This is a genomic window from Pseudomonas sp. SD17-1 (assembly GCF_029201585.1).
Classification (GTDB): Bacteria; Pseudomonadota; Gammaproteobacteria; order Pseudomonadales; family Pseudomonadaceae; genus Aquipseudomonas; species Aquipseudomonas palmensis.
The window spans coordinates 2,522,306-2,546,447 of sequence record NZ_CP104044.1 but is presented as its reverse complement, the minus strand read 5'-3'; the positions used below and the strand labels follow the sequence as shown (position 1 = coordinate 2,546,447).

At 66.3% G+C, this 24,142-nt stretch carries 18 protein-coding genes; 11 read left to right on the top strand and 7 right to left on the bottom strand.

What is annotated here, in order from left to right:
* Positions 1-27 precede the first annotated feature (27 nt).
* Both N0B28_RS11535 and N0B28_RS11530 read left to right on the top strand, forming a co-directional pair.
* Complete coding sequence (locus tag N0B28_RS11535; protein ID WP_275731864.1) at positions 28-1,476, top strand: NAD-dependent succinate-semialdehyde dehydrogenase; 1,449 nt, start codon at positions 28-30, stop codon at positions 1,474-1,476.
* A gap of 23 nt (positions 1,477-1,499) precedes the next feature.
* A complete protein-coding gene (locus N0B28_RS11530; protein WP_275731863.1) occupies positions 1,500-2,471 on the top strand; it encodes a PDR/VanB family oxidoreductase in 972 nt (323 codons plus the stop codon).
* Between the two features lie 114 nt (positions 2,472-2,585).
* On the opposite strand, the gene glgB is transcribed toward N0B28_RS11530, so the two are convergent.
* Genes glgB through N0B28_RS11515 form a run of 3 tightly spaced genes read right to left on the bottom strand, consistent with a single transcriptional unit; the run spans position 2,586 to position 10,142 of the window.
* Positions 2,586-4,799 carry a 1,4-alpha-glucan branching protein GlgB gene (glgB, locus tag N0B28_RS11525; protein WP_100632682.1) on the bottom strand — a complete coding sequence of 738 codons (2,214 nt, stop codon included), beginning with the start codon at positions 4,797-4,799 and terminating at the stop codon, positions 2,586-2,588.
* On the bottom strand, positions 4,800-8,108 hold the full coding sequence (gene treS / locus N0B28_RS11520) for a maltose alpha-D-glucosyltransferase (protein ID WP_258662631.1): 3,309 nt from the start codon (positions 8,106-8,108) through the stop codon (positions 4,800-4,802).
* 27 nt (positions 8,109-8,135) lie between these two features.
* Positions 8,136-10,142: an alpha-1,4-glucan--maltose-1-phosphate maltosyltransferase gene (locus N0B28_RS11515; RefSeq protein ID WP_058540282.1), complete on the bottom strand. Its 2,007-nt coding sequence runs from the start codon at positions 10,140-10,142 to the stop codon at positions 8,136-8,138.
* Between the two features lie 142 nt (positions 10,143-10,284).
* Between N0B28_RS11515 and N0B28_RS11510 the strand changes: the two genes are divergently transcribed.
* Positions 10,285-10,440 (top strand): hypothetical protein, encoded by a 156-nt coding sequence (locus tag N0B28_RS11510; protein ID WP_178083066.1) that lies wholly within the window; start codon positions 10,285-10,287, stop codon positions 10,438-10,440.
* Between the two features lie 95 nt (positions 10,441-10,535).
* Here N0B28_RS11510 and N0B28_RS11505 read toward each other — a convergent pair whose 3' ends face one another.
* Positions 10,536-12,209, bottom strand: a complete 1,674-nt coding sequence (locus tag N0B28_RS11505; protein WP_043863958.1) for an AMP-binding protein — start codon at positions 12,207-12,209, stop codon at positions 10,536-10,538.
* A 204-nt stretch (positions 12,210-12,413) separates the two neighbouring features.
* Between N0B28_RS11505 and N0B28_RS11500 the strand changes: the two genes are divergently transcribed.
* The 4 genes from N0B28_RS11500 (at position 12,414) to N0B28_RS11485 (ending at position 18,042) form a co-directional block, all read left to right on the top strand.
* Positions 12,414-13,577: an isovaleryl-CoA dehydrogenase gene (locus N0B28_RS11500; protein ID WP_043863959.1), complete on the top strand. Its 1,164-nt coding sequence runs from the start codon at positions 12,414-12,416 to the stop codon at positions 13,575-13,577.
* An 83-nt stretch (positions 13,578-13,660) separates the two neighbouring features.
* Positions 13,661-15,265, top strand: a complete 1,605-nt coding sequence (locus tag N0B28_RS11495) for a carboxyl transferase domain-containing protein (protein ID WP_043863960.1) — start codon at positions 13,661-13,663, stop codon at positions 15,263-15,265.
* A 3-nt stretch (positions 15,266-15,268) separates the two neighbouring features.
* On the top strand, positions 15,269-16,087 hold the full coding sequence (locus tag N0B28_RS11490; protein ID WP_254999835.1) for a gamma-carboxygeranoyl-CoA hydratase: 819 nt from the start codon (positions 15,269-15,271) through the stop codon (positions 16,085-16,087).
* On the top strand, positions 16,084-18,042 hold the full coding sequence (locus tag N0B28_RS11485) for an acetyl/propionyl/methylcrotonyl-CoA carboxylase subunit alpha (protein WP_275731857.1): 1,959 nt from the start codon (positions 16,084-16,086) through the stop codon (positions 18,040-18,042). Before N0B28_RS11490 ends, N0B28_RS11485 begins: the two co-directional genes overlap by 4 nt.
* 72 nt (positions 18,043-18,114) lie before the next feature.
* Here the strand turns inward: N0B28_RS11485 and N0B28_RS11480 are convergent, their stop codons facing one another.
* Complete coding sequence (locus tag N0B28_RS11480; protein ID WP_078481708.1) at positions 18,115-18,732, bottom strand: S24 family peptidase; 618 nt, start codon at positions 18,730-18,732, stop codon at positions 18,115-18,117.
* A gap of 132 nt (positions 18,733-18,864) precedes the next feature.
* Here N0B28_RS11480 and N0B28_RS11475 point away from each other — a divergent pair, with 132 nt between their 5' ends.
* The 3 genes from N0B28_RS11475 to N0B28_RS11465 all read left to right on the top strand — a co-directional run bounded on the left by N0B28_RS11475 (position 18,865) and on the right by N0B28_RS11465 (position 21,342).
* Complete coding sequence (locus N0B28_RS11475) at positions 18,865-19,197, top strand: DUF3077 domain-containing protein (protein ID WP_054914395.1); 333 nt, start codon at positions 18,865-18,867, stop codon at positions 19,195-19,197.
* A 435-nt stretch (positions 19,198-19,632) separates the two neighbouring features.
* Positions 19,633-20,145, top strand: a complete 513-nt coding sequence (locus N0B28_RS11470) for a DUF4880 domain-containing protein (protein WP_043863965.1) — start codon at positions 19,633-19,635, stop codon at positions 20,143-20,145.
* Positions 20,146-20,193: 48 nt separating this feature from the next.
* A complete protein-coding gene (locus tag N0B28_RS11465) occupies positions 20,194-21,342 on the top strand; it encodes a M14-type cytosolic carboxypeptidase (protein WP_043863966.1) in 1,149 nt (382 codons plus the stop codon).
* Between the two features lie 105 nt (positions 21,343-21,447).
* Here the strand turns inward: N0B28_RS11465 and N0B28_RS11460 are convergent, their stop codons facing one another.
* The gene (locus N0B28_RS11460; RefSeq protein WP_043863967.1) at positions 21,448-21,903 is read right to left on the bottom strand and encodes a helix-turn-helix domain-containing protein; all 456 of its coding nucleotides are present in this window, start codon (positions 21,901-21,903) and stop codon (positions 21,448-21,450) included.
* Positions 21,904-21,999: 96 nt separating this feature from the next.
* Here N0B28_RS11460 and N0B28_RS11455 point away from each other — a divergent pair, with 96 nt between their 5' ends.
* Positions 22,000-23,214: an MFS transporter gene (locus N0B28_RS11455; protein ID WP_043863968.1), complete on the top strand. Its 1,215-nt coding sequence runs from the start codon at positions 22,000-22,002 to the stop codon at positions 23,212-23,214.
* Here N0B28_RS11455 and N0B28_RS11450 read toward each other — a convergent pair.
* The gene (locus N0B28_RS11450; RefSeq protein ID WP_058540526.1) at positions 23,178-24,116 is read right to left on the bottom strand and encodes a spore coat U domain-containing protein; all 939 of its coding nucleotides are present in this window, start codon (positions 24,114-24,116) and stop codon (positions 23,178-23,180) included. The genes N0B28_RS11455 and N0B28_RS11450 overlap by 37 nt on opposite strands.
* Positions 24,117-24,142 lie beyond the last annotated feature (26 nt).

Sequence of the window (24,142 nt, the reverse complement as noted above, 5' to 3'; positions counted from 1 at the left end):
CGCCGGGGGCGGCATGGAGTGCCTTGCGTGAAACTCAACGATCCCACACTGCTGCGCCAACAGGCGTACATCAACGGCCACTGGTGCGATGCCGACGACGGTCGTCAGGTCGAGGTCTGCGACCCGGCCAACGGCGAGCGCCTGGGCAGCGTGCCGCTGATGGGCGGCGCCGAGACGGTACGCGCCATCGAAGCCGCCGAGGCCGCGCTGCAAGGCTGGCGCGAGCGCACCGCCAAGGACCGCGCGCAGGTGCTGCGCCGCTGGTTCGAACTGCTGCTGCAACACGAAGACGACCTGGCCCGGCTGATGACCTTCGAGCAGGGCAAGCCGCTGCACGAGGCACTGGGCGAGATCCGCTACGCGGCCTCGTTCATCGAATGGTTTGCCGAGGAAGGCAAGCGCGTCTACGGCGATGTCATCCCCAGCCCTTCCAACGACAAGCGCCTGCTGGTGATCAAGCAGGGCATCGGCGTGTGCACCGCCATCACCCCGTGGAACTTCCCGGCGGCGATGATCACGCGCAAGGTGGCCCCGGCCCTGGCCGCCGGCTGCACCATCGTGGTCAAGCCGGCCAACGAAACCCCCTTCTGCGCCCTGGCGCTGGTGGAGCTGGCCGAACGTGCAGGCATCCCGGCCGGGGTGTTCAGCGTGGTCACCGGTGATGCGGTGGCCATTGGCGCCCAGTTCACCGGGCACCCGGCCGTGCGCAAGCTGAGCTTTACCGGCTCCACCCCGATCGGCCGGCTGCTGATGGGCCAGTGTGCCCAGAGCATCAAGAAGGTGTCGCTGGAACTGGGCGGCAACGCGCCGTTCATCGTGTTCGACGATGCCGACATCGACGCCGCCGTCGAAGGCGCGCTGGCAGCCAAGTACCGCAACGCCGGCCAGACCTGCGTATGCGTCAACCGTTTCTACGTGCATGACAGCGTGTATGCGCAGTTCACCGAACTCTTCGTGGAGCGTGTGCGCGCCCTGGGCGTGGGCCACGGCACCAGCGCCGCGAGCCAGGTCGGCCCGCTGATCAGCGACAAGGCCGTGGCCAAGGTACGCAGCCTGATCGACGACGCCGTGGCCAAGGGCGCCGACCTGCTGCTGGGCGGCGAACCCCATGCGCTGGGCGGCAACTTCTTCGCACCCACGGTGCTGGCCAACATTGCGCCGGGCACCCAGCTGCTGCAGGACGAGATCTTCGGCCCGGTGGCGGCCATCGTGCGCTTTCGCAGCGACGAAGAGGTGATCGCCCAGGCCAACGACACCCTGTACGGCCTGGCGGCGTACTTCTACAGCCGCGACATCGCCCGGGTGTTCAAGGTGGCCGAGGCACTGGAGTACGGCATGGTCGGTATCAATACCGGGCTGATCTCCAATGAAGTGGCGCCGTTTGGCGGCGTCAAGCAGTCGGGCCTGGGCCGCGAAGGCTCGCGCTACGGCATCGAAGACTATCTGCAAATCAAGTACCTGTGCCTGGCCGTGTGAGCCAGTGGCAGTCGAGGTGAATCATGGCCAACAAATACGAGATGTTCAGTGTGCAGGTAACCGCCGTCGAGCAGGCGACGCCGCTGATCAAGCGCTTCACCCTGGCCCGTGAGGACGGCGCGCAGATGCCGGCATTTACCGGTGGCAGCCACGTGATCGTGCAGATGCAGGGCGCCGACGGGCGCCAGTTCAGCAACGCCTACTCGCTGATGAGCGACCCGCGCGACACCCGCAGCTACCAGATCGGCGTGCGCCTTGAAGAGCAGTCCAAGGGTGGCTCGGCGTTCATGCACCAGCAGGTCGAGGTGGGCAGCGTGCTGACCATCTCCAGCCCCAACAACCTGTTCGCGCTGGACCCGAGCGCGGGCCGGCACGTACTGATCGCCGGCGGCATCGGCATCACGCCGTTTCTGGCGCAGTTGCATGAACTGGAGGCCGGCAGCACCGCCTACGAGCTGCACTATGCCTTTCGCAGCCCCGAGCATGGCGCGTTCCAGGCCGAACTGAGCAGCGGGCCGCATGCGGCCAACACGCAGTTCTACATCGACAGCCTGGAGCGCAAGCTGGACCTGGCCACGCTGTTTGCGGGCCTGGATGACGCGGCGCATGTGTATGTGTGCGGGCCCAAGCCGCTGATCGATGCGGTGATCGCTACCGCAGCATCGCTGGGCATTGCCGAGCAGCGCGTGCACTGGGAGCAGTTTGCCGCGGCGCCGGTGACCGGTGCGGCGTTTACCGTGGTGCTGGCGCGCTCGGGGCAGGAGTTGCAGGTGGAGGAAGGCATGACCATCTTGCAGGCCATCGAGAAATCCAAGGCGGCCAAGGTGGAATGCCTGTGCCGCGAGGGTGTGTGCGGCACCTGCGAGACCATGATTCTGGAGGGTGAGGCCGAGCATTTCGACCAGTACCTGAGCGATGAAGAGAAGGCTTCGCAGCAGAGCATGATGCTGTGCGTGTCGCGGGCGCGCACGGCCCGGCTGGTGCTGGACCTGTAGATCGAATCGCGGGTCAAGCCCGCTCCCACAGGTGCAGTGCAGTTCCTGAAAACACTGCAATCCCTGTGGGAGCGGGCTTGACCCGCGAATGGCCTGCGCAGCAGGCCCAAGGTCTCAAGCCGGGCGCAGCACCAACACCGCCAGTGGCGGCAGGTTCACCGCCAGCGACAGCGGCTGCCCATGGCTGGGCAACGCCTCGCTGTTCACCGCCCCGAGGTTGCCGTAGTTGGACCCGGCATACACCTGGGCATCGCTGTTGAGCACCTCCACCCACTGTTCGCCAAACGGCACCCCGATGCGATAACCCTCCCTCGGCACCGGCGTGAAGTTGGCCACCACCAGCAACGGCTCGCCCTCGGCGCTCCAGCGCAGCCACGCATACACGCTGTTGCGCGCATCGTCGCCGATCAGCCACTGGAACCCTTGCGGCACGCAGTCCTGCTGATGCAGCGCCTTCTCGTCGCGGTACAGCCGGTTCAGGTCGGCCACCAGCGACTGCACACCCTTGTGCTCGGGGTACTGCAACAGGTACCAGTCCAGTTCCGCGTCATGGTTCCACTCGCGCCACTGGCCGAATTCGCAGCCCATGAACAGCAGCTTCTTGCCCGGATGGCACCACATGAAGGCCAGGTACGCGCGCAGGTTGGCGAACTTCTGCCAGCGGTCGCCCGGCATCTTGTCGATCAGCGAGTGCTTGCCGTGCACCACCTCGTCATGGGAAATCGGCAGGATGAAATGCTCGGAATACGCGTAGATCAGGCCGAAGCTCATCTCGTTGTGATGATGCGCACGGTGGATCGGGTCGTTCTGGATGTAATGCAGGGTGTCGTGCATCCAGCCCATGTTCCACTTGTAGTTGAAACCCAGGCCGCCCTGCTGGGTCGGCTGGCTGACACCCGGCCAGGCAGTGGATTCCTCGGCGATCACCAGCGCCCCCGGCGCCTCCTGGGCCACCACGTCGTTGAGGTGGCGCAGAAAATCGATGGCCTCCAGGTTCTCGCGCCCGCCGTGGCGGTTGGGCACCCATTCGCCGGCCTTGCGCGAGTAGTCGCGGTACAGCATCGAGGCCACCGCATCCACCCGCAGCCCGTCGATGTGAAAATGCTTGAGCCAGTGCAATGCCGAAGCCAGCATGAAGCCGTGCACCTCGTTGCGCCCCAGGTTGTAGATCAGCGTGTCCCAGTCCTGGTGGAAGCCCTCCAGCGGGTTGGCGTACTCATACAGTGCGGTGCCGTCGAACTGCGCCAGCCCATGTTCGTCGGTGGGAAAATGCGCCGGCACCCAGTCGAGGATCACGCCGATGTGGGCCTGGTGGCAGGCGTCGATGAACGCGGCGAAATCCTCGGCCGTGCCATAGCGCGCGGTGGGCGCGAACATCGACAACGGCTGGTAGCCCCACGAGCCGCCAAACGGATGCTCCATGATCGGCATCAGCTCGATATGGGTGAAGCCCAGCTCCTGGATGTAGGGCACCAGCCGCTCGGCCAGTTCGCGCCAGTTGTAGTAGCGGGCCACTTCACCGCTTTCATCCAGCTCGCATTGCCAGGAACCGGCGTGCAGTTCGTAGATCGACAGCGGCGCGTTGGTGGCCTGGTGCGCCGCACGCACGCGCATCCAGCCCTGGTCCTGCCACACATGGCCCAGCGCGGCGGCCACCTTCGAGGCGGTGCTGGGCGGCAGCTCGGTGGCCAGTGCCAGCGGGTCGGCCTTGAGCGGCAGGATGCCGTCGGGCCCGAGCAGTTCGTACTTGTACGTCTCGCCGGCCTGCAGGCGCGGGATGAACAGCTCCCACACACCGCTGGGCACGCGCTTGCGCATCGGGTGGCGGCGCCCGTCCCAGTTGTTGAAGTGACCGACCACCGACACCCGCCGCGCATTCGGCGCCCACACCGCAAAGCGCACCCCGTCGATGCCGTCCACCTGCGCGGGCTGCGCGCCGAATACCTTGGCCAGGTCGCGATGATTGCCTTCGGCGAACAGGTACAGGTCCATCTCGCCCAGCAGCAACTGGGTAAAACTGTAGGGGTCTTCGGTGACCTGCTCGCCCCCTGCCCAGTTGATGTGCAGGTCGTACGCCTGCGGTTGCTGCAACCGCCCGCTGAACAGCCCGGGCACACTGCCCTGCTCCAACTCCAGCAGCACCTGCCCGCTGTCGCGGGCCACCGCCCGGGCACTCAGGGCATCGGGCAGGTAGGCGCGTATCCACTGCCCGCCCGCGCCATCCGGGTGCGGCCCGAGCACCGCGAACGGGTCGCCGTGCCTGGCATTGACCAGGTCATCGATATCCCTTGTGCCCAACCCAGCCTGTTCCCGCTTGTGCGCGCTCATTCATTCTCCCCACGTACTGACAAGCCCATGGAGGCCATGCAAGGGCACGGCCAACCAGCTCGGGCGATTCTCGGCTTCATACATAATTTCGTAGGCAGCCTTTTCCAGGCTGAACAGATCCAGCGCCGCGCGTGCCCCGCCGGGCTGTTCCCAGGCGTGCGGCAGGTCGGCGGTGGCCAGATCGTAGGCCTGAACAAAGGCATGCCGGGCCTGGTGCAGGTAGCGCCGCGCCACGCGCTGACGGGCCTGGCGGGCCGGCGGCGAGACGTCCACCCCCGACGCGCTGCGCAACACCATCGCAGCAGCATAGTCGAACGAACGCAGCACGCCGCTGACGTCCTTGTACGGGCTGTGCTTGCCGCGTCGCTCCTCCAGCGGGCGCGCCGGCTCGCCTTCGAAGTCGATCAGATAGGCATCGCCCTGCACCACCAGCACCTGGCCCAGGTGCAGGTCGCCGTGTACCCGTATCAGCACGCCACCGACCGCCTGCATGGCCAGTTCGCTGACCTGTTCGAGCAGGCCCTTGCGCTGCTTGCCCAGGTCGTCGACCAGCGCCTGGCTGTCGGCATCCAGCTCATCGCGGTGCTGCTCCAGCAGGTCGAACGCCTGGTTGAGCTGGGCGCTGACCTGCTTGCCCCAGGCCTTGCCATCGCGCGCGCTACTCACCCGCGGCTTGAACGCCGGGTCCTGGGTGGGCGCGGCCAGCACCTGGTGCATCTGGCCCAGGCGCTGGCCCAGCTGCGCGGCAAAGGCCTGCAGCTCCTGCAAGGCATCGGCATGGGCCTGCGGGGCCTGCGTGCCGGGTTCCATTTCGTCGCGAATCGCGCGTTCCAGGGTGTTCTGGGTCCAGTCCCAGGCGTCGCCCTGGTTGCTCAGGTAGCCCTGGGCGATCATCAGCAGGTGCGGCTGCCCGGTGGCGTCCACCCGGCTCAGCCAGCCCAGTAGCGGTGATATGTTCGGGTAGCGGGCGGCAGTGAGGTAGGCGCTCATCTCGAGCTCGGGGTGGATGCCGCCATTGACCCGGCGGATCAGCTTGAGCACCAGGCTGCCCCCTACTACCACCGAGCTGTTGGACTGCTCGGCCGACAGGTAGCGCACCGCCGGCTCGTCGCCCAGCTCCAGGGCGGCCAGCTGTTCGGTGGCCTGGAACTGCAACTCGCCGTCGCTGCAGCTCAGGCGCGTGCCATCGGCAAAGCCGGCCAGCACCGCGCGAATGAAGCTTTCGAGCACGAAACCATCGGTGATCAGGCCCACCTGGCGCCCCCGGCGTACCCGTGACAGGGCCAGTTGCTGGGGCAATGCGCTGGTCAGTTGGTCTTCGCCGATCAGGCCGAACGGCAACTGATAGCGGCTGGTCTGCCCGCCGCTGTCGACCTCGATTTCACTGAGCAGCACGGGGCTGGTGGCCGCACCGAAGCGCACGCCATAGGCGATGCGCACCTTTTCCAGCGCGGCGCCCTTGCCCGCGAACCAGCGGCGCTTGGGCAGGTACTGCGGCAGGATGGCGTCTTGCAGGGTGTCGCGCGACGGCGATTCGAGCAGCTCTTCCATGCGTTTCTTGAGCACCACGGTGGTGAACTCCGGTAGCGGCTGCGCGGGCTGCACATGCCAGCTGGGCATCTGGTCCCTGGGCGCGAGCAGGAACCAGTAGAAGCCATAGGGCGGCAAGGTCAGCAGAAACGGCAGTTGGCCGATCGGCGGGAACGCGCTGCCGCCGAGCATCTCCACCGGCACCTGGTCGACATAGGCCGAGAGGTCCAGCTCTGCCGCCTGGGCGGCGCGGGACACGTTGGCCACGCACAGAATGGTTTCGCCCTTGCCGTCGCTGCCGGTGAATTCGCGGACATACGCCAGGATGCGGCGGTTGCTGGGCGAGAGCATGGTCAGGCTGCCGCGGCCAAAGGCCTTTTGCTGCTTGCGCACCGCCAGCAGGCGACGGTTGAAGTTGAGCAGCGAATGCGGGTCGCTGGCCTGGGCCTCGACGTTCACCGACTGGTAGCCGTACAGCGGGTCCATGATCGGCGGCAGCACCAAGCGTGCCGGGTCGGCGCGGGAGAAGCCGCCGTTGCGGTCGATGGACCATTGCATCGGCGTGCGCACGCCGTCGCGGTCGCCCAGGTAGATGTTGTCGCCCATGCCGATCTCGTCACCGTAATACAGGGTCGGGGTGCCCGGCATCGACAGCAGCAGGCTGGTCAGCAGCTCGACCCGGCGCCGGTCGCGTTGCAGCAACGGTGCCAGGCGCCGGCGGATGCCCAGGTTGATGCGCGCGCGACGATCCTGGGCGTAGTAGTTCCACAGGTAGTCGCGCTCGCGGTCGGTGACCATCTCCAGGGTCAGCTCGTCGTGGTTGCGCAGGAAGATCGCCCATTGGCAGTTGGCCGGGATCTCCGGGGTCTGGCGCAGGATGTCGGTGACCGGAAAGCGGTCTTCCTGGGCCAGCGCCATGTACATGCGCGGCATCAGCGGAAAGTGAAAGGCCATGTGGCACTCGTCGCCCTGCCCTTCGCCGAAGTACAGCTGGGTGTCCTCGGGCCACTGGTTGGCCTCGGCCAGCAGCATGCGGTCGGGGTAGTTGGCGTCGATTTCGGCGCGGATCTTCTTCAGCACCTGGTGGGTTTCGGGCAGGTTCTCGTTGTTGGTGCCATCGCGCTCGATCAGGTACGGGATGGCATCCAGGCGCAGGCCATCCACGCCCAGGTCGAGCCAGTAGCGCATCACCCCGATCACCGCCTTGAGCACCTGCGGGTTGTCGAAGTTGAGGTCGGGCTGGTGCGAATAGAAGCGGTGCCAGAAGTACTGGCCGGCAACCGGGTCCCAGGTCCAGTTGGAGTGCTCGGTGTCGAGGAAGATGATGCGCGTGCCGTCGTACCTGGTATCGGTGTCGGACCACACATAAAAGTCCCGCGCCCTGGAGCCGGGCTTGGCGCGCCGGGCCTTCTGGAACCACGGGTGCTGGTCGGAGGTGTGGTTGATGACAAGCTCGGTTATCACCCGCAGGTTGCGCTTGTGCGCCTCGGCGATGAAGCGTCGCACGTCGGCCAGGGTGCCGTAGTCGCTGTGCACGGCCTTGTAGGCGGCGATGTCGTAGCCGTCGTCGCGCCGTGGCGAGGGGTAGAACGGCAGCAGCCACAGGGTGTTGACCCCAAGCTCGGCGATGTAGTCGAGCTTGGCGATCAGGCCGGGAAAATCACCGATGCCGTCGCCGTTGGAGTCGAAGAACGACTTGACGTGCACCTGGTAGATGATCGCGTCCTTGTACCACAGCGGGTCGTTGATGAACGTGGCTGGGCGGGCTTTCTTCGCCATGTACGACTCCTTCTGGTTGGCGGGGGGCTAGCGGGCCGGGGTGATGCGCCAGATGCCGAACGGCTGGTGCCAGGGTTCGATGCGCATCCACTGGGTCTTGCCGTACCAGCTCCAGCGATGGCCGCTCATCAGGTCTTCGCCGAAGGTTTCGGCGTCGTCCTCCAGGCCCAGCTCCCACAGCGGCAACTCGAAGTGCGCCTCCTGGGCGTTGTGCGGGTCGAGGCTGACGGCCACCAGGATCAGGCTGCCGCTGGCCGGATCGCCCTTGGCGAAGTACAGGATGTTGTCGTTCCAGGCGTTGTAGAAGCGGATGCCCAGGTGGGTCTGCAGGGCCGGGTGCTGGCGGCGGATGCGGTTGAGCTGGGCGATCTCGGCAATGATGTTGCCGGGCTGGGTGTAGTCGCGCGGGCGGATCTCGTACTTCTCCGAGTCCAGGTATTCCTCCTTGCCCGGTATCGCCGCCGCCTCGCACAGCTCGAACCCCGAATACATGCCCCACAGGCCCGAGCCCATGGTGGCCAGCGCTGCGCGAATCAGAAAGCCCGGGCGGCCGGAGTCGTGCAGGAAGAACGGGTTGATGTCCGGCGTGTTGACGAAGAAGTTGGGGCGGTAGCAGTACGACCACGGCGGCTGGTTGAGTTCGCTGAAGTACTGTTGCAGCTCGGCCTTGGTGTTGCGCCAGGTGAAGTAGGTATAGCTCTGCGAATAGCCTACCTTGCCCAGGCGCGCCATCATCGCCGGCTTGGTGAAGGCCTCGGCGAGGAAGATCACCTGCGGGTGCTGGCTGCGCACGTTGGCGATCAGCCACTCCCAGAACGGCAGCGGCTTGGTGTGCGGGTTGTCCACGCGAAACTGGGTCACGCCCTCCTGCACCCAGCCCAGCACCACGTCGCGCAGGGCCAGCCACAGGGCGGGCACCGCGTCGGCGGCATAGAAGTCGACGTTGACGATGTCCTGGTATTTTTTCGGCGGGTTCTCGGCATAGCGGATGGTGCCGTCGGGGCGCCAACTGAACCAGCCCGGGTGCTCGGTGAGCCAGGGGTGGTCCTGGGAGCACTGGATGGCGAAGTCCAGGGCGATTTCCAGGCCATGCTCGGCGGCGGCGGCCACCAGCCGGCGGAAGTCTTCGCGGCTGCCCAGCTGCGGGTGGATGGCCTCGTGCCCGCCGTCGGCGCTGCCGATGGCGTAGGGGCTGCCGGGGTCGTCGGGGCCGGCCTGCAAGGCATTGTTGCGGCCCTTGCGGTGCTGGGTGCCGATGGGGTGGATGGGCGGGAAGTACAGCACGTCAAAGCCCATGTCGCGGATCATCGGCAGGCGCTGATGCACGTCGTTGAAGGTGCCGTGGCGGGCCGGGTCGTCGGTGACCGAACGCGGGAACAGCTCGTACCAGCTGGCAAAGCGTGCGCGCTCGCGCTCCACCTCAAGGGGGAACTCGGCGCTGCGGCTGAGGTAGGCACGGTGGTCGGCGCGGCCCATCAGGGCGCGGGTGTCGCCGTGCAGCAGCAGCTCGACGCCGGCCTGGGCAGGCAGGCTGGCCAGTTGCAGGGCCACCGCCTCCAGTTGCGCACGCAGCGGCTCGCTGCTGCGCTCGGCGCTCTGCATCAGGTGGCGGCGGCCCTCCTCCAGCTCCAGGCCTACGTCGACGCCGGCGGCGAATTTCTTCTCCAGCTCGTAGCAGTAGCTGGCGTACTGGTCGATCCAGGCCTCGATCATGAACAGGTGGCGGCCCACCTCGCTGACCGTGAAGCGCCCCTCCCAGCTGTCGTTGCCCAGCAGCGTCATGGGCACTTCGTGCCAGTTGGGGTGCTGCAGGCGGCGCCAGCTCAGGCGCACGGCCAGCACGTCGTGGCCGTCGGCGAAGACCTTGCTGGTAACGGTGACCTGTTCGCCCACGGTACCCTTGACCGCGTGCTGGCCGGCGTCGAGCACAGGTTCGGTGTTCTCGATCACTATGCGCGGCAGCAGCAGCGCCCTGGCCAGAGTCAGGGTGTGCTCGCTGGTTTCATCGGTGCTGAAAGGCTCATCGCGGGTCATCGAACATCGCTCCGTTACGCTGTGACGGTAAGGTTCAGAGCAATGGCAGGCGTGGGGGTTCAATAAAAAATGAGCGATGCGGCGCGGCCACGGTCGAAGAATGGGTCAGCCTTTGAACAGCCCTTTATGTGAGGTTCGGCCCATGAATATTCCTATTCCTGCTGAAACGCCCGATCCGAATATCGATGACCCCAATCTGCCACCACCGGCGCCGGAGAAGGAGCCTGAGCCGCCCAAGGAGCAGGAGCCCGTGGGCGACCCGCCCAGTGAAGAGCCGCCGGTGAAGGTGCAAGCGTAGACGGGGTTGCACGGTGGTGCTGCTTTCGCCGGCAACGCCGGCTCCTACAGTAAACGCGCCGACCTGTAGGAGCCGGCGTTGCCGGCGATGCGATGTCAGCGGTTGCACAACTCCTCGATGCTGATCTCGCGCATGCGAAACTTCTGGATCTTGCCGGTCACCGTCATCGGAAACTCCTCGACGAAACGAAAATGTCGCGGCGTCTTGAAGTGCGCGATGCGGCTCTTGCACCAGGCCTGCAGCTCCCCATCGGTGGCGCTGTGCCCAGGGTGCAGCTTGATCCACGCCACGATCTCCTCGCCGTAACGCTCATCCGGAATGCCGATCACCTGCACGTCCGCCACCGACGGGTGGGTGAAGAAGAACTCCTCCAGCTCGCGCGGGTAGATGTTCTCGCCACCGCGAATGATCATGTCCTTGTTGCGCCCGGCAATGCACACGTAGCCCTGCTCGTCCATGCTCGCCAGGTCGCCGGTGTGCATCCAGCCCGCCGGGTCGATCGCCTCGCTGGTGGCCGCCGGGTTACCCCAGTAGCCCAGCATCACGCTGTAGCCACGCGTACACAGCTCGCCGATGGTGCCACGCGGCACGATGCAGCCGTGTTCGTCGACGATCTTGCTCTCCAGCTGCGGCTGGGTGCGCCCTACCGTGGTCACGCGCAACTCCAGCTCGTCGTCCGGGCCGGTCTGCAGCGACACCGGGCTGGTCTCGGTCATGCCGTAGGCGATCTGCACCTCGCCCATGTGCAACTGGTCGATCACCCGACGCATCACTTCGATCGGGCAGGTAGCACCGGCCATGATGCCGGTGCGCAGGCTGCTCAGGTCGTAGTCGCCGCGCCGCGGCTGGTCGAGCAGCGCGATGAACATGGTCGGCACCCCGTACAGCACGGTGGCGCGCTCGCGGGCCACGCCTTCGAGGGTCAGCAGCGGGTCGAAGGCGTCGTTGGGGTAGATCATGGTGGTGCCGTGGGTGATGCAGCCCAGGTTGCCCATGACCATGCCGAAGCAGTGGTACAGCGGCACCGGAATCACCATGCGGTCATGCTCGGTCAGGCCCAGGCTCTCGCCGACCATGTAGCCGTTGTTGAGGATGTTGTAGTGGCTCAGGGTCGCGCCCTTGGGGAAGCCCGTGGTGCCGGAGGTGTACTGGATGTTCACCGGCTGGTCGAACTGCAGGCTCTGCTGGCGCTGCTGGTACTCGGCCGGGGCGACCTGCTCGGCCATGCCGGCCAGCGCCGCCCACGGCAGGAAGCCGCCCGGCGGCGCGTCGTCGAGGCTGATCAGCCCGCGCAGGTCGGGCAGGCGCTCGCCATTGAGCTGGCCTGGCGCCTGGTGCGCCAGCTCCGGCAGCAGTTCGCCGAGCATGGCATGGTAGTCGGAGGTCTTGAAGGTGCCGGCGCAGATCAGCCACTGGCAGGCAGACTGGCGCAGCACGTATTCCAGTTCGCTGGTGCGGTAGGCCGGGTTGATGTTGACCAGGATCACGCCGATTTTGGCGGTGGCGAACTGGGCGATGCACCACTGCGCGCAGTTGGGCGCCCAGATACCCAGGCGGTCGCCGGTCTTCAGGCCCAGCGCCATCAGGGCGCGGGCATGCAGGTCGATGCTGTCGGCCAGTTCGCGCCAGCTGTAGCGCAGTTGCTGGTGGCGTACCACCAGTGCCTCGCGCTCGGCAAAGCGCGCCACGGTGTTGTCCAGGGCCTGGCCGATGGTCATGGCCAGCAGCGGTTTGTCCTGGCGACCCTGGGTGTAGCTCGGTTGATTCATGACGACCCCGTATTGTGATTGTTGTGGGTGCTGATTCACGCGAGACCTAATGTGGCGCAAATTAACGTTAACGTAAAGGTCATGGGGAGATTGACAGTGTTCGGTGCGGGGTTTACGTTAACGTAAAGGTGACAGATCGCAGCGCCTTGATCGCGGGTCAACCACCACGCCACTCAAAGAACAATCGACAAGAAAGGTGCCAGCATGCGTTATCCGACCCTGAACTTCGCCCTGGGCGAAACCATCGACATGCTCCGCGACCAGGTGCAGGCGTTCGTCGCAGCCGAGCTGGCCCCGCGTGCGGCGCAGATCGACCAGGACAACCTGTTCCCCGCCGACATGTGGCGCAAGTTCGGCGACATGGGCCTGCTGGGCATCACCGTCAGCGAAGAATACGGCGGCGCGGGCCTGGGCTACCTGGCCCACGTGGTGGCCATGGAAGAAATCAGCCGCGGCTCGGCCTCGGTCGCGCTCTCCTACGGCGCCCACTCCAACCTCTGCGTCAACCAGATCAACCGCAACGGCACCGCCGAACAGAAAGCCAAATACCTGCCCAAGCTGATCAGCGGCGAGCACATCGGCGCCCTGGCCATGAGCGAGCCCAACGCCGGCTCCGACGTGGTGTCGATGAAACTGCGTGCCGAACAGCGCGGCGACCGCTTCGTGCTCAACGGCAGCAAGACCTGGATCACCAACGGCCCCGACGCCAACACCTACGTGATCTACGCCAAGACCGACTTGGAAAAGGGCCCCCATGGCATCACCGCGTTCATCGTCGAGCGCGACTGGGCCGGCTTCAGCCGCAGCAACAAGTTCGACAAGCTGGGCATGCGCGGTTCCAACACCTGCGAGCTGTTCTTCGACAACGTCGAGGTGCCCCAGGAGAACATCCTCGGCCAGCTCAACGGTGGCGTGAAGGTGCTGATGAGCGGCCTGGACTACGAGCGTGTGGTGCTCTCCGGCGGCCCTACCGGGATCATGCAGGCGTGCATGGACCTGGTGGTGCCCTACATCCACGACCGCAAGCAGTTCGGCCAGAGCATCGGCGAGTTCCAGCTGATCCAGGGCAAGATCGCCGACATGTACACCCAGCTCAATGCCAGCCGCGCCTACCTGTATGCCGTGGCCCAGGCCTGTGATCGCGCCGAGACCACCCGCAAGGACGCCGCCGGGGTGATCCTCTATACCGCCGAGCGCGCCACCCAGATGGCCCTCGAGGCAATCCAGATTCTGGGCGGCAACGGCTACATCAACGAATTCCCCGCAGGCCGCCTGCTGCGCGACGCCAAGCTGTACGAGATCGGCGCCGGCACCAGCGAGATCCGGCGCATGCTGATCGGTCGCGAGCTGTTCAACGAGACGCGCTGAGGCGCTCAGCGGCAACGCCGCCATAACGCAGACCCACTCTTGCAGCTTGGAGCTTGCCGCTTGAAGCTGCGCCAGGAGCCACGATGATTCTGAAGTCTCAGTTGAACCCCCGCGCGCCCGAATTCGCGCTCAACAGCGCGGCCATGCTCGAACAGGTGCAAGGCCTGCGTGACCTGCTCGCCAGCGTGCACCAGGGCGGCGGGCCCAAGGCCCAGGAGCGCCACACCTCACGCGGCAAGTTGCTGCCGCGCGACCGCATCGACCGCCTGCTCGACCCCGGTTCGCCGTTTCTGGAGATCGGCCAGCTGGCCGCCCACGAGGTGTACGGCGAAGACGTGCCTGCCGCCGGCGTGATCGCCGGCATCGGCCGCATCGAGGGCGTGGAGTGCATGATCGTGGCCAACGACGCCACCGTCAAAGGCGGCTCGTACTACCCGCTGACCGTCAAGAAGCACCTGCGCGCCCAGACCATCGCCCAGCAGAACCGCCTGCCCTGCGTGTACCTGGTGGACTCCGGCGGCGCCAACCTGCCGCGCCAGGACGAGGTGTTCCCCGACCGCGAGCACTTCGGCCGCATCTTCTTCAACCAGGCCACCATGAGCGCCCAGGGCATCCCGCAGATCGCCGTGGTGATGGGCTCGTGCACCGCCGGCGGTGCCTACGTGCCGGCCATGGCCGACGAGGCGATCATGGTGCGCCAGCAGGCCACCATCTTCCTGGCCGGCCCGCCGCTGGTCAAAGCCGCCACCGGCGAGGTGGTCAGCGCCGAAGACCTGGGCGGTGCCGACGTGCACTGCAAGGTCAGCGGCGTGGCCGACCACTATGCCGACAACGACGAACACGCCCTGGCCATCGCCCGGCGCTGCGTGGCCAACCTCAACTGGCGCAAGCTGGGCCAGCTGCAGGTGCGCACCCCGATCGCCCCGCTGTACGCAGCCGACGAGCTGTACGGCGTGGTGCCGGCCGATGCCAAGCAGCCGTTCGATGTGCGCGAGGTGATCGCGCGCCTGGTGGACGGCTCGCTGTTCGACGAGTTCAAGGCGCTGTTCGGTACCACGCTGGTGTGCGGCTTTGCCCACCTGCACGGCTACCCGGTGGCGATTCTGGCCAACAACGGCATCCTGTTCGCCGAGGCCGCGCAGAAAGGCGCGCACTTCATCGAGCTGGCCTGCCAGCGCGGCATCCCGCTGCTGTTCCTGCAGAACATCACCGGCTTCATGGTGGGCCAGAAGTACGAGGCCGGCGGCATCGCCAAGCATGGCGCCAAGCTGGTGACCGCAGTGGCCTGCGCCCAGGTGCCCAAGTTCACCGTGATCATCGGCGGCAGCTTCGGTGCCGGCAACTATGGCATGTGCGGGCGTGCCTACGACCCGCGCTTTCTGTGGATGTGGCCCAACGCGCGCATCGGCGTGATGGGCGCCGAACAGGCCGCAGGCGTGCTGGCCCAGGTCAAGCGCGAACAGAGCGAGCGCAGCGGCCAGGTTTTCAGCCCGCAGGACGAGGCGCAGCTCAAGCAGCCGATCCTGGACCAGTACGAACACCAGGGCCACCCCTACTATTCCAGCGCAAGGCTGTGGGACGACGGCGTCATCGACCCTGCGCAAACCCGCGAGATTCTCGGCCTGGCCCTCTCGGCAGCCCTCAATGCCCCGATCGAACCGAGCCGTTTCGGCATTTTCCGGATGTGACCGATGAGCGACTTCTCTACCCTTGAACTGATTCGCGACCCGCGCGGCTTCGCCACCCTGTGGCTGAGCCGCGAGGCCAAGAACAACGCCTTCAACGCGCAGATGATCCGCGAACTGATCATCGCCATCGACCAGATCGGCAACGACGCCAGCCTGCGCTTCATGGTGCTGCGCGGGCGCGGCCGGCACTTCAGTGCCGGCGCCGACCTTGCCTGGATGCAGCAGTCGGCGCAGTTGGACTACAACACCAACCTGGACGACGCCCGCGAGCTGGCCGAGCTGATGTACAACCTGGCGCGGCTCAAGGTGCCGACCCTGGCGGTGGTCCAGGGCGCAGCCTTCGGCGGTGCCGTGGGGCTGATCAGTTGCTGCGACATGGCCATCGGTGCCGACGACGCGCAGCTGTGCCTGTCTGAAGTGCGCATCGGCCTGGCGCCGGCGGTGATCAGCCCGTTCGTGGTGCAGGCCATGGGCGAGCGCGCCACCCGCCGCTATGCCCTGACCGCCGAACGCTTCAGCGGCGAGCGGGCCCGCGAACTGGGCCTGCTGGCCGAAACCTGCCCGGCCGCGCACCTGGATGCCGAGGTCGAGCGCTGGGTCGACAACCTGCTGCTCAACAGCCCGCAGGCCATGTGCGCCAGCAAGGAGCTGCTGCGCGAAGTGGGCAATGGTGAGCTCACCCCTGCCCTGCGCCGCTACTGTGAAGGCGCCATTGCGCGTATCCGCGTGAGCGCCGAAGGCCAGGAGGGCCTGCGCGCCTTCCTCGAAAAACGCACGCCAGCCTGGCAAACCCCCGCTTCGGACAAGGAGCCACGCCCATGAGCCGCCCTCTGCTGACCACCCTGCTGGTCGCCAACCGTGGCGAGATCGCCTGCCGCGTGATGCGCACCGCCAAGGCCATGGGCCTGACCACCGTGGCCGTGCACAGCGCCATCGACCGCGATGCGCGGCACAGCCGCGAAGCGGATATCCGGGTTGACCTGGGTGGCGCCAAGGCGGCCGAGAGCTACCTGGACATCCCCAGGCTGATTGCCGCGGCCAAGGCCAGCGGCGCCCAGGCGATACACCCGGGCTACGGCTTTCTGTCTGAGAACGCAGGCTTTGCCCGGGCCATCGAAGAGGCCGGGCTGATCTTCCTCGGCCCGCCGGCCAGTGCCATCGACGCAATGGGCAGCAAGTCGGCGGCCAAGGCGCTGATGGAAGTGGCCGGGGTACCGCTGGTGCCTGGCTACCACGGCGAAGCCCAGGACCTGGAGACCTTCCGCGCGGCCGCCCAGCGCATCGGCTACCCCGTACTGCTCAAGGCCACCGCCGGTGGCGGTGGCAAGGGCATGAAGGTGGTCGAGCAGGAAAGCCAGCTGGGTGAAGCCCTGGCCTCGGCCCAGCGTGAAGCGCTGTCGTCGTTCGGCGACGCACGCATGCTGGTCGAAAAGTACGTGCTCAAGCCGCGTCACGTCGAGATCCAGGTGTTCGCCGACCAGCATGGCAACTGCCTGTACCTGAACGAGCGCGACTGCTCGATCCAGCGTCGTCACCAGAAGGTGGTCGAGGAAGCCCCGGCCCCCGGCCTGAGCCCGGCGCAGCGCCAGGCCATGGGCGAGGCGGCGGTACGTGCGGCCAAGGCCATCGGCTATGTGGGCGCAGGCACGGTCGAGTTCCTGCTCGATGCCCGCGGCGAATTCTTCTTCATGGAAATGAACACCCGCCTGCAGGTGGAGCACCCGGTGACCGAGGCGATCACCGGCCTGGACCTGGTGGCCTGGCAGATCCGCGTGGCATGCGGCGAGGCGCTGCCGCTGACGCAGGATCAGGTGCCGCTGCACGGACATGCCATCGAGGTACGCCTGTACGCCGAGGACCCGGCCAACGACTTTCTGCCGGCCACCGGGCACCTGGCGCTGTACCGCGAGTCGGCGCCGGGCGAAGGGCGCCGGGTCGACAGCGGCGTGTGCGAAGGTGACAGCATCTCGCCGTTCTACGACCCGATGCTGGGCAAGCTGATTGCCTGGGGCGAGAACCGGGAACAGGCACGCCTGCGCCTGCTGGCGATGCTCGACAGCTTCGCCATTGGCGGCCTTAAGACCAACATCGCCTTCCTGCGCCGCATCCTGGCCCACCGCGCCTTTGCCGAGGCCGAACTGGATACCGGGTTCATCCCGCGCTATCAGGATCAACTGCTGCCCGCCCCCGTCGCGTTGCCGACAGCGTTCTGGCAGGCCGCCGGGCAGGCCTTCCAGCAATCGCGCCCCGCCTGCGTGCGCGCTGATGACCGGCACTCGCCGTGGGCAGCCGCCACCGGTTTCAGGCCGGGCGTACCGGCGCAGACCGCCCTGCACCTGCGCTGCAATGGCGAAGACCGGGCACTGAGCCTGAACCCCGGGTCGGTGTCCGCGCGCATGGACGGCGAGCACCTGGTGATCGAGCACGAAGGCGTGCGGCGCAGGCACCTGGCCGTGCGCCGTGGGCAAACGCTGTATCTGGAGTGGGATGGCGAGCTGCACGGGGTAAGCGCTTTCGACCCGATTGCCGAGGCGGACGCCGGCCATGCGCACCAGGGCGGCATGAGTGCGCCCATGAACGGCAGCATCGTGCGGGTACTGGTGGAGGTCGGTCAGGTGGTCGAGGCCGGCACGCAACTGGTGGTGCTGGAGGCCATGAAGATGGAGCACAGCATCCGCGCACCCCAGGCCGGGACGGTCAAGGCGCTGTATTGCCAGGAAGGTGAGATGGTCAGCGAAGGGGCCGCGCTGGTGGAGCTGGAGGTTCAGGAAGGCTGACGGCGCTGCACCTGCACAGGGTTTTGTGGGCGCCACGAAACCCTGCGTGGGCCGGCTTGCCAGCGACGCTTTTCAGCCCAGCCGGATAGACGCCTGCACCACCACACCGAGCACCTCGGTGCCCTCCTCCCACGTCAGTTTGGGCCAGGTGGGATTGAGCGGCTGCAAGTACCGCTGACCACCCTCCTCGACCAGCTGGCGAAACACCGCGACAGGATTGCCGGGCAGGCGCGCGATCACCAGCGCGCCGATCTCGGCGGTTCGACCGCTGTCCACCAGCACCATCATGCCCGCCGGCACGCTCAGGCCCATGGGCGAATTCATCGCGTCACCTTCCACCGTCAGCCAGTAGCACGGGCCATCGGCCAGGTGGTCGCTGAGCACGGTCGGCGCGCCTTCGACAGGCTCGGCCAGGTGCTCCCAGTCCGACAGCGGGTAGCGGAATGCACCCAGCGCCGGTGTGGCATAGACCCCGGACGGCTCCGCGACGGCGTCGTCGCAGACCACGCCCATGCGCCCCATGCCCAGTATGCGCAGGATCTCGTCGATGGTGGCCAGCGGTGGGTTGTTCCTTCCCCGAATCCAATGGCCAACGCCACCTTGGGTCACCCCGAGGCGTTCGGCCAGTTTCTCCTGCGTGAGGCCCAGCTCGCGCATTCTGGCTTTCGCCAGTTCATTCCATTTTTTCATCGCTGGCACGATACGGACTGACAGCAGCGACTCAATACATAATCTGTAGTATTTAAGCGATGGAATACAATACAACATGTACTTAGGATTGAAGGGTAATCTTTTCCTACTCACCACAAGGAAGGCAGCCCCATGACCCCACCCCCTTTCAACGACCTCGACAGCGAAGCGGCACGCCGCGCACTGGACTATTACCTCAACCCTACCCCATCTACGGTCAGCCACACGGACGACCAGCTGTTCATCGCCCGCCAGGACCTCTCGGCCGAAGCGGCCACCGAACACGCCTCGAGCATGCTGCGCTGCGCCGCAGCCAGCGCCTATGAGTCGGCCGACAACCTCAAGGGCAACTCACGGGACATGGCCTTCTCGGTGATGCACATGATCAACATGGCCAGGGCGCTGCTGGACCGCAGCCTCGCGGAACAGGCCAGGCGGCAGGAGCTTCAATCAAGGGAGGGATGATGGGCAACGGGAACGGCGGTGGGGCAGGCCGTGGTTCAACGACCAGGCACAGCGATGCGGAATTTTTTGCTGGATAACAGAAAATTCATTTGACTTGAAAATGAGAACGATTATTATTGCAAACAACTGGTCGCGAGACTGGTTGGATAACTGAAAGCCCTTAGGTCGGACTCTCAGATTATCTCCTCATCAGGCTAATCACGGTTTTTGACCCGGCTTTTTGCCGGGTCTTTTTTTTTGGCTCTTCAGGCTAATGAAGGCGGGTGGTGCTTGAATGGCAGCGATGATAGCAAATGTATGTCTCGATATGTAACCCCGAGACAAGCCTTTGCTGATTCAGCACTTGAGAATCAATCTCATGTAGATTAAGCTGTCGCAGCGTCAGGGAAGACGCCCCCTTCTCTTCAGTCGTTTCTTTCTGCAAGGAGCTCGTACATGACCCGTCTGTTGCTGCCCCTTGAACACCATCACGATAGCGCCGACCTCGGCGAAGATGCCCTGCTCGTGCGCCTGAAAAAGCTGCCACGCCGGGTACAGCAGGTGTTCCTGCTCAATCGCCTCGATCAACTGTCGTTCGCCGCCATCGCCCAGCGCCTGGACATCGGCGCACCTACCGTGGAACGGCACATGGGCCAGGTACTGCAGGCCGCCCTGCCGGTGCGCAGCGCCTCCAGCACTGCGGCGGCGCAATGGTATGTGCGCCTGCAGAGCCCGGACATCACCGCCAGCGAGCGCATCGACTTTCGCCGCTGGCTGGATGCCGCCCCCGAACACCTGCATGCGTTCCATGCCACCGAACTGCGCTGGCGCAACCTGCTGGCACCGGCCCGGCAACTGGGCGATGGGCACTGGTATCGCCAGGCCTGGGCCGGTGTTTCGCTGGGAGGCTGCTCGGTGGCGCTCGGCCTGGGGTTGGCAGCGGCGCTGGCGATCGGTTTCTGGTCGTGATCCAGGGGTGTAGAGTGGTTGGCACAACAACTCTACCGGAGCCTGGCCATGACCGTGACGCTGTCCCCCGTTAGCATCGATTGCGCATTCGATGCCGGCAACATCCTGCTCGTCGATGCCGGCAACCCGTCCCGGATTCACCTGAACATCCGCCCCGACACCCACAGCGGGCATTTCCAGTGGTTTCACTTCAAGGCCAGCGGGCTGACGCCCGGGCATACCCACGCCTTCAGCCTGGACAACGCCAGCCAGTCGTCCTATAGCGCCGCATGGGAGGGCTACCAGGCGGTAGCGTCCTACGACCAGCAGAACTGGTTTCGCGTGCCGACCCGCTACGACGGCAAGGCCCTGCACTTCAGCCTTGAGCCCCGCGAAACACAGGCCTGGTTCGCCTATTTCGAGCCCTACCCGCGCGCGCGGCACAATCAGCTGATCGAACGCGCCAGCGCCTTGCCGGGCGTCGAACTGCTGGCCACCGGGCGCAGCGTCGAAGGGCGCGATATCCCGTTGCTGCGGGCGGGCGACGGGGGCGCGGGCAAGCGCAAGCTGTGGATCATCGCCCAGCAGCACCCCGGCGAGCACATGGCCGAGTGGTTCATGGAGGGCGTGATCGACCGCATACAGGGTAACGATGCCACCGTGCAGGCCCTGCTGGCGGTCGCCGACCTGTACCTGATCCCCAACATGAACCCGGACGGTGCCGCTGCCGGGCACCTGCGCACCAATGCCAGGGGCAAGGACCTCAACCGCGCCTGGCAGGATGCGAACATCGAACACACCCCTGAGGTGCTGTTCGCCCAGCAGCAGATGAAGCTGTATGGCGTGGACCTGTTCCTGGATGCCCATGGCGATGAGGAAATACCCCATGTGTTCACGGCCGGGTGCGAAGGCAACCCGGGCTACACGGATCGGATCGCGGCGCTGGAGGAGCGTTTTCGCAGCACCCTGTGCAGCGTGACCCGGGACTTCCAGACCACCCACGGCTACCCGCGCAGCAAGCCTGGGCAGGCCAACATGACCCTGGCGTGCAATGCGGTGGGCCAGGCGCATGACTGCCTGTCGCTGACCCTGGAGATGCCGTTCAAGGACCACGACGACGCGCCCGATGCGGTGACCGGCTGGTCGGGTGAACGCTCCAAGGCGCTGGGCAGCGCGGTGATCGACACCTTGGCGAAGCTGGTCGCAGCGCTGCGCTAGGGGCTGGCGCACCGTCACCCCGCAGCGCTCCCCATCGCGGTTCAAGCCCGCTCCCACAAGGCTTGCAGTGCCCTGTGGGAGCGGCCTGACCCGCGATGAGGCAGGTCAGGCCGGCGGCGGCCCCGCCACCCGCACGCAATCATCCGGCCCCAGCACCCGCCCATCCGCCGCTCGCAGCTGCAGCGGGCCCACCGGCGCCCCGCTCTGGCGGTCCACCAGCACCGAATGCGCCTCGCCAGGCTGGTAGAAAAACGCCTCGCCCCACTGGCGCAGCCCCACGATCAAGGGAAACAACCCGCGCCCCTTCTCGGTCAGCACGTACTCCTGGTACGCGCTGCCATCCGACGCCGGCACCAGCTCCAGAATCCGGTGCTCCACCAACTGGCGCAAGCGCGAGGCCAAAATGTTCTTGGCCATGCCCAGGTTGCGCTGGAACTCGCCAAAGCGGCGCAAGCCATCAAACGCATCACGCACGATCAACAGCGACCACCAGTCACCGATCGCGTCCAGTGACCGGGCCACCGGGCATTCGGCATCTTGCAGGCGGGTACGTTGAACCATGATCGCTCTCGGCAGGCTGAAAAAAGTAGTTGCAATATAAAACCGGTCCTCTCAGCATACAACCAGTTTCATTATGCAACCACATAGGATATCGCCATGCCCGCCTCCCCTGCGCCCCGGCTTTCGCCGTGGCTCGCCCTGCTGTTCTCCGTCGCCTGCGCACTGGCGGTGGCCAACGTGTATTACGCCCAGCCACTGCTGGACGCGATGGCCCGCGACTTCGCCATCGACCCGGCGCTGGTGGGGCTGGTGGTGACCCTGACCCAGGTGGGCTACGGCCTGGGCCTGATACTGCTGGTGCCTCTGGGCGACCTGTTCGAGCGGCGCCGGCTGATCGTGCTGCAGTCGCTGCTGTCGGTGCTGGCCCTGCTGATGATCGCGCTGGCCACCAGCAGCGCCTGGCTGTTTGTCGGCATGGCCCTGACCGGCCTGTTGGCGGTGGTGGCGCAACTGCTGGTGGCGCATGCCGCCAGCGTATCGGCCGACACCGAACGCGGGCATGTGGTGGGCATGGTCACCAGCGGTATCGTGATCGGCATCCTGCTGGCCCGCACCCTGTCCGGGGCGATGGCCGATCTGGCCGGCTGGCGCTCGATCTACGCCCTGTCGGCAGCGCTGACCCTGCTGATGACCTTGCTGCTGTGGCGCGTGCTGCCCGCACACACGGCTGCGCGCCCCAACACTGGCTACGGCGCGCTGCTGGTGTCGTTGTGGCAACTGGTGCGCGAGCAGCCGGTGCTGCGCCAGCGGGCCCTGCTGGCGATGCTCAGCTTCGCTTCGGCCATGGTGCTGTGGACCCCGCTGGTACTGCCCCTGAGCGCCCCGCCGCTGTCGTTGTCGGCAACCGAGGTGGGCCTGTTCGGCCTGGCCGGCGCAGCCGGGGCGCTGGCCGCCGCGCGTGCCGGCGGGCTGGCCGACCGTGGCCTGGGGCAACGGGTCAGCGGCCTCTCGCTGCTGCTGATGATCGGTTCATGGGGCGCCATCGCCCTCACCCAGCAATCGCTGTGGGCACTGCTGCTGGGGGTGGTGGTGTTCGACCTGGGCCTGCAGGCGCTGCACGTGGCCAGCCAGAGCCTGATCTACCGCCTGCCGGCCGATACCCACAGCCGGCTCACCGCCGCCTACATGCTGTTCTACTCCATCGGCAGTGCACTGGGCTCGCTGGCCTCGACGCTGGCCTACGCCTGGGGCGGCTGGCTGCTGGTATGCGCGCTGGGCGCGGGGTTGAATGTGCTGGCACTGGGGTACTGGTGGCGCACCGTGCGCCAGCCGGCTCAGAACTGCACGTCGAGTATCACGCTGTCCAGGTAGTCGCCGGCCGGCGGCGTGGCCTGGTCGGTGTAGACCCTGGCGTTGTAGTTGAACACCTGGCTGCCGGCCGCGCTGCCACTGCCATTGCCGTTGCCCGGGTTGATGTCGGCGTCGCTGCTGGCGCGCCGCGCACTGCTCAGGCTGCCCCAGCGCACGCCCCCGCCACTCTTGAAGATGTCATAGGCCAGGTAGTTGCCGGCGCTGGACTTCATGCGCCGACGCCCGCCTGCCACGTTCTGCCCGTCATCCAGCCCCACCGTGTAGGCACTGCCCTTGGTACAGGCCAGGTTGACGTTCTGGCTCACCGTGGCGAACCCGCTGACCACCGGCGCGCTGCCGAACACGATGTTGGGTGAGCTGATCTGGCAGTCGTTGGTGACGGTCAGGTTGATGGTCAGGGTGGTAGTGGCGTTGAACACCTGCCGCCCCAGACAGGCGCTGCCCAGACCCAGCCCCCAGCAATAGTCGATGCTCCAGGCCACGGTGAACGTCTCCTGGTACAGGCCGGCCGCCACGTTGCTGGTCATTTGCGTGCGCAGGTAGATGGGCACGGTCTTGGGCGAGGTGCCGCCGAGCAGGCCCAGGGCATCGATGATGCCGTTGCGCGCAAAATCGTAGGGCTGGCCCCGGGTGATCGGGTAGCTGGTGCTGTTGTTGGCGTACAGCGTGTAGAGGATGACGTCGCCGGTGGGGCCCACCAGCCCGGTGGTGCCGTTGTTGGCGGTGAAGGTGGCCTTGAAGGAGTCATCCGAACGCAGCAGGGTCAGCAGCGAACCGGTGCAGCTCAAGCCGGCACTGGGCGCCGTGGTGGTCTGCACCGTGGTGCGTATCAGGGTGGAGTTGACCAGGCCGAAAGTGGCCGGCGTGGTTGCCAGCACCTGGCACAGCGCGTGGGCGCGCATGCCGGCCAGCAGTGCCAGCAGCGCAA

Bases quoted from the DNA above. Each gene is read 5' to 3' on its own strand.
- N0B28_RS11465 (WP_043863966.1), top strand. From the start codon at position 20,194: ATGACCGTGACGCTGTCCCCCGTTAGCATCGATTGCGCATTCGATGCC.
- N0B28_RS11475 (WP_054914395.1), top strand. From the start codon at position 18,865: ATGACCCCACCCCCTTTCAACGACCTCGACAGCGAAGCGGCACGCCGC.
- N0B28_RS11460 (WP_043863967.1), bottom strand. From the start codon at position 21,903: ATGGTTCAACGTACCCGCCTGCAAGATGCCGAATGCCCGGTGGCCCGG.
- N0B28_RS11500 (WP_043863959.1), top strand. From the start codon at position 12,414: ATGCGTTATCCGACCCTGAACTTCGCCCTGGGCGAAACCATCGACATG.
- N0B28_RS11515 (WP_058540282.1), bottom strand. From the start codon at position 10,142: ATGACCCGCGATGAGCCTTTCAGCACCGATGAAACCAGCGAGCACACC.
- N0B28_RS11480 (WP_078481708.1), bottom strand. From the start codon at position 18,732: ATGAAAAAATGGAATGAACTGGCGAAAGCCAGAATGCGCGAGCTGGGC.
- N0B28_RS11455 (WP_043863968.1), top strand. From the start codon at position 22,000: ATGCCCGCCTCCCCTGCGCCCCGGCTTTCGCCGTGGCTCGCCCTGCTG.
- N0B28_RS11510 (WP_178083066.1), top strand. From the start codon at position 10,285: ATGAATATTCCTATTCCTGCTGAAACGCCCGATCCGAATATCGATGAC.
- N0B28_RS11495 (WP_043863960.1), top strand. From the start codon at position 13,661: ATGATTCTGAAGTCTCAGTTGAACCCCCGCGCGCCCGAATTCGCGCTC.
- N0B28_RS11470 (WP_043863965.1), top strand. From the start codon at position 19,633: ATGACCCGTCTGTTGCTGCCCCTTGAACACCATCACGATAGCGCCGAC.
- N0B28_RS11505 (WP_043863958.1), bottom strand. From the start codon at position 12,209: ATGAATCAACCGAGCTACACCCAGGGTCGCCAGGACAAACCGCTGCTG.
- N0B28_RS11485 (WP_275731857.1), top strand. From the start codon at position 16,084: ATGAGCCGCCCTCTGCTGACCACCCTGCTGGTCGCCAACCGTGGCGAG.
- N0B28_RS11490 (WP_254999835.1), top strand. From the start codon at position 15,269: ATGAGCGACTTCTCTACCCTTGAACTGATTCGCGACCCGCGCGGCTTC.
- glgB (WP_100632682.1), bottom strand. From the start codon at position 4,799: ATGAGCGCGCACAAGCGGGAACAGGCTGGGTTGGGCACAAGGGATATC.
- N0B28_RS11530 (WP_275731863.1), top strand. From the start codon at position 1,500: ATGGCCAACAAATACGAGATGTTCAGTGTGCAGGTAACCGCCGTCGAG.
- N0B28_RS11450 (WP_058540526.1), bottom strand. From the start codon at position 24,116: ATGCGCGCCCACGCGCTGTGCCAGGTGCTGGCAACCACGCCGGCCACT.
- treS (WP_258662631.1), bottom strand. From the start codon at position 8,108: ATGGCGAAGAAAGCCCGCCCAGCCACGTTCATCAACGACCCGCTGTGG.